The sequence below is a fragment of the Mycobacterium sp. RTGN4 genome (genome assembly GCF_033804635.1).
GTDB lineage: Bacteria > Actinomycetota > Actinomycetes > Mycobacteriales > Mycobacteriaceae > Mycobacterium.
This window is the reverse complement of sequence record NZ_JAPZLB010000039.1, coordinates 1-4,423: the sequence shown is the minus strand read 5'-3', so window position 1 is coordinate 4,423 and position 4,423 is coordinate 1. Positions and strand designations below refer to the sequence as shown.

Sequence of the window (4,423 nt, the reverse complement as noted above, 5' to 3'; positions counted from 1 at the left end):
ATTCGACGCCTCGTCGAGCTCCCGATACGTCATCGAGCGGCCCCCACCAGACAGCGCCACCGCCCCCGGAGTACGCCCCACCTGCGCCGCGAACAACCCCGGAATCGAACTGCCGGTCACCGACTCCCTCAACACCGCCCGCTGACCGAGCTCATCGAGGCGGGCCCGCTCACCGGCGGCCAAGACCTCCACCGAGGACAACGACCGCGTCGGGTCAGACACCAACGCCCACAACACCCGTTGCAGTCGCCCGATCAACGTCTCCACGGTGGCCGCGTCGAACACATCGGTGCGGAACTCCACGCTGCCACCGATGCCCGCGGGCTCACCCATGTCGGTGAAGCGTTCGGCCAACGAGAACACCAGATCCATCCGGGCGGTCGCGGTGTCGGCGGCCAACGGGGTGACCGCCACCTCACCCAACGCCCCCCCAACGGCGGGTCCGGCGAAGTTCAGCCACGTCATCATCACCTGAATCAGCGGATGATGGGTCAAGCTGCGGGTCGGGTTGAGCCGCTCGACGAGCACCTCGAAGGGCACGTCCTGGTGATCGAAGGCACCCAGGCTGCGTTGGCGTACCTGCTCGAGCAGCTCCGCGATGGTCGGATCGCCGTCCAGTTCGACCCGCAGCACCAAGGTGTTGACGAAGAACCCGACCAATTCGTCGAGCGCGGGATCACTGCGCCCGGCGGTCGCGATGCCCACCGCCACATCCGAACTGGCACTCAACTTCGACAACAACACCGCCAACGCGGCCTGCACCACCATGAAACTGGTCGCATTGTGCTCGCGAGCCACCCGCGCCACCTGCTGCTGCAACTGCGCCGACCACGCCACGGCCACACTGGCACCCCGGTAATCGGCCACCGCCGGATAGGGCCGATCCGTCGGCAACTCCACACGCTCGGGCAGCCCCGCCAACGCCTGCTCCCAATAACTCAGCTGCGCCGAGATCGGACTGTCCGCGTCCTCGAGGTCACCCAGATGCTCACGCTGCCACAACGTGTAATCGACGTACTGCACCGCCAACGGCGCCCACTCCGGTGCTCGCCCGCCACACCGACTGGCATAGGCCACACTGAGATCGGCCACCAACGGAGTCACCGACCACCCGTCAGCAGCGATGTGATGCACCACCGCCACCAACACGTGCTCGTCCGCGGCGACCCGGAAAAGCGTTGCCCGCAAGGGAATCTCGGTACTCACGTCGAAGCTGTAACGCGCCGCCGCGCCGACGGCCTGCTGCAGCCGCTGCGCCGACCAACCGCAGGCATCCACGACCCGCCAGCCCACATCGGCCAACTCCGCACCCACGACCACCTGCCCGGGCACCCCATCGAGCACCCCGAACACCGTGCGCAGACTCTCGTGGCGCCCCACCACGTCACCCAGCGCCGCGGCCAACGCCTCGGCATCCAGGCGCCCACTGAGCTGCAACGCCACCGCCATGTTGTAGATCGGCGAGGGGCCCTGCAACTGCTCCAAGAACCACAACCGCTGCTGGGCATAGGACAACGGAATCCGCTGCGGGCGGGCCATCACCGCCACCGGCGGGCGCGCCGCCTCGCCCTGATTGCGGTCCAAGAAGTCGGCCAAAGCGCCCACGCTCGGCGCGTCGAACAGATACCGCACCGCCACCTCGCGGCCCACCGCCGACTGCAACCGCGAGGTGACCCGGATCGCGATCAACGAATCCCCACCCAGGGCGAAGAAGTCGTCGTCCAGACCCACCCGGTCCAACCCGAGCACCTCGGCGAACACCTCGGCGACGGTCTTCTCGGTCGGGGTGCCCGGCGCCCGAAACGCCTTGGCGGCGAACACCGGCTTGGGCAACGCCCTGCGGTCGATCTTGCCCGAGGAGGTCAACGGGAACTCCTCGAGCACCACCAGCTGGCTGGGCACCATGTACTCGGGCAACCGCTCACCCAACCATTGGCGCACCGCACTGAGCTTGGCGTTGGTGTCGGGATCATTGGCGCAGCTGGCGCGCGAACGCGCCGCGGCGGACCCACCGTAGAGATCGGTCAACCCCCGGTACCCGCCCGAACCCTCGGCGGTGAGGAAGACCGCATCCACCGTGCCCGGGGCCCCACCCCAGGTGACCGCCACCCGATACCCGATCGCCTCGCCGAGGCGGTGCAACTGCTCAGGGGTGGCGGTGTCGCCCATGGCGGCGACCTGCACGCCGGCCGCCACGGTGCCCAGCCCGTCGGCCAACGCCCGTTCCATGCCCACGTCGGCGATCACACCGGTCCGCGGAATCGCGGCCACCCGCACCACCTCGGGACGCTGCGACGCCAACTGCGCGGCCAGCCCACGCAGCCCCGCACAGTCCGCCCACGCCCAGAGCGGCGCGTCGGTGACCGACCGCACCGCGGCCGGACCCTTGTAGAGGGTGACGTCGTAGCGGTACCGGCTCAGCTCGTTGTCGGCGTGGCCACGTTTGACCGCGACGTCCACCCCGGCCACCGACGCGTGCTCGGCGGCCCAGGTGGTGAAGAACTCTGGGGCCAACAGCAATTCGGGCTCCCCGAGCATGGCGTGCTGCACCCGTTGGCGCACCTCGTCGGCCTCGGCACCGGGGCCGACGTGCGCCAACGCGACACCGGTCTGAAACGCCCCCTGCAAACCGTGGTTGCGCACGTCCCCGAGGAACAACGCCCCACCCGGGGCCAACAACTCCATGGCGGTGTCGATGACCTCGCCCAGATAATCCGCACTCGGGAAGTACTGCACCACCGAGTTGACGATGATGGTGTCGAAGTGGCCCCGCGGCAACCCGTCGGTGACATGCGCCGGTTGGGTCGCCAACCGCACCCGATCCCCCCACGGCTGCCCGGTGACCGCCGCACCCAGCGTGCGGATCGTCGGCGCGGAGAAGTCGGTGCCCCAATACTGCACGCACTGCGGGGCCACCCGAGCAAGCAACAGCCCCGAACCGACACCGAGCTCCAACACCCGCCGCGGCGCCAGCGCCAAGATCCGATCCACCGTGGCCGCACGCCACTCCTGCATCTGCTCCAACGGGATCGGCTCACCGGTGTAACTGCTGTTCCAGCCCCGGAAGTCGCTACCGAAGTCGGCCACCTCGACCTCGACCTCGGCGTCATACAACTGGTCATAGATCTGCTGCCACTGACCGACCACTTCGGCGTCATGATCGGCGGTACTGGTGTGCGCCAACCCCACGTAGGCGATCAGATGCTCGGCGGCCTCACCGTGATGCACCGCCACCGCGGCCCCGGTGACCTGCGGGCAGGCCAGCAGCGTGTTCTCGATCTCGCCCAACTCGATGCGCTGCCCACGCAGTTTGATCTGCGCATCAGCACGCCCCAGATACTCCAACTGCCCATCAGCACCCCAGCGCACCAAATCCCCGCTGCGATACATCCGCGCCCCAGGGGCGCCAAAGGGGTTGGCCACGAACCGATCTGCGGTCAACTCCGGTCGACCCACGTAGCCACGCGCCAAGGCAGGCCCACCCAGATACAACTCCCCGACCATCCCGACCGGAACCGGGTTGAGCCGCCCGTCGAGCACCAACGCACTAACCCCGGCGATCGGCGCCCCGATCCGCACCGGTTGGCCCGCCGCCAGCAACGCACAGGTCACCCAGATGGTGACCTCGCTGGGGCCGTAACCGTTGAACATCGCCCGCCCCGGCGCCCACGCCGCCACCAACTCCGCCGGCACCGCCTCCCCCACCGCGATCAGCGTGCTCAACCCATCCAACCGGGCCCGCTCCAAGGTCCCCAGCACCGTCGGCGTCAAGATCGCCGCATCCACGCGCTGCTCGGCCAGCAGCATCGTCAACGCCTCCCCGGCATAGCAATCCGGGGCCGCCACCACCAACGCCGCCCCCGAAGCCGCCGCCAACAACCACTCCCCGACCGAGGCATCGAAGGTCGGGGCGGCCACCATCAACACCCGCGAATGCGCCGCCAACCCGAACCGCTCCCGTTGCGCCCCAGCCCAACCCAACAGCCCGGCATGGGTGACCGTCACCCCCTTCGGGGTGCCGGTGGACCCCGAGGTGAAGATCACATACGCCGCATCATCGCCACTCTGCGGCGCCCACCGCTCGGCATCGGTGACCGGACCCGCAGACCGGGCCCAAAGGTCCACCTCATCGACGCGCACCACCGCACGCCCACCAGCGCCGGCCACCACCTCGGCCCCACAGGTCAGCACACACACCGCCCCAGCCGCATCGAGCACCGCAGCCACCCGCGCCTGCGGATGCCCCCGATCCACCGGCACATAGGTCCCACCGGCCTTGAGCACCGCCCACCACGCCAGCACCAACTCCGCACACCGCTCCATCGCCACGCCCACCGCACGCTCGGGACCCACCCCGGCCTCGATCAGCACCCGCGCCAACCGATTCGAGGCCTCGTCGAGCTCGCGATAAGACCACGACCGC

1 protein-coding gene is annotated in these 4,423 nt (G+C 69.1%); it reads right to left on the bottom strand.

The window, feature by feature from the left end; all coding sequences use genetic code 11:
* On the bottom strand, window positions 1–4,423 hold a 4,423-nt coding region (locus SLQ30_RS32940; protein ID WP_319458352.1), incomplete at both ends, for an amino acid adenylation domain-containing protein.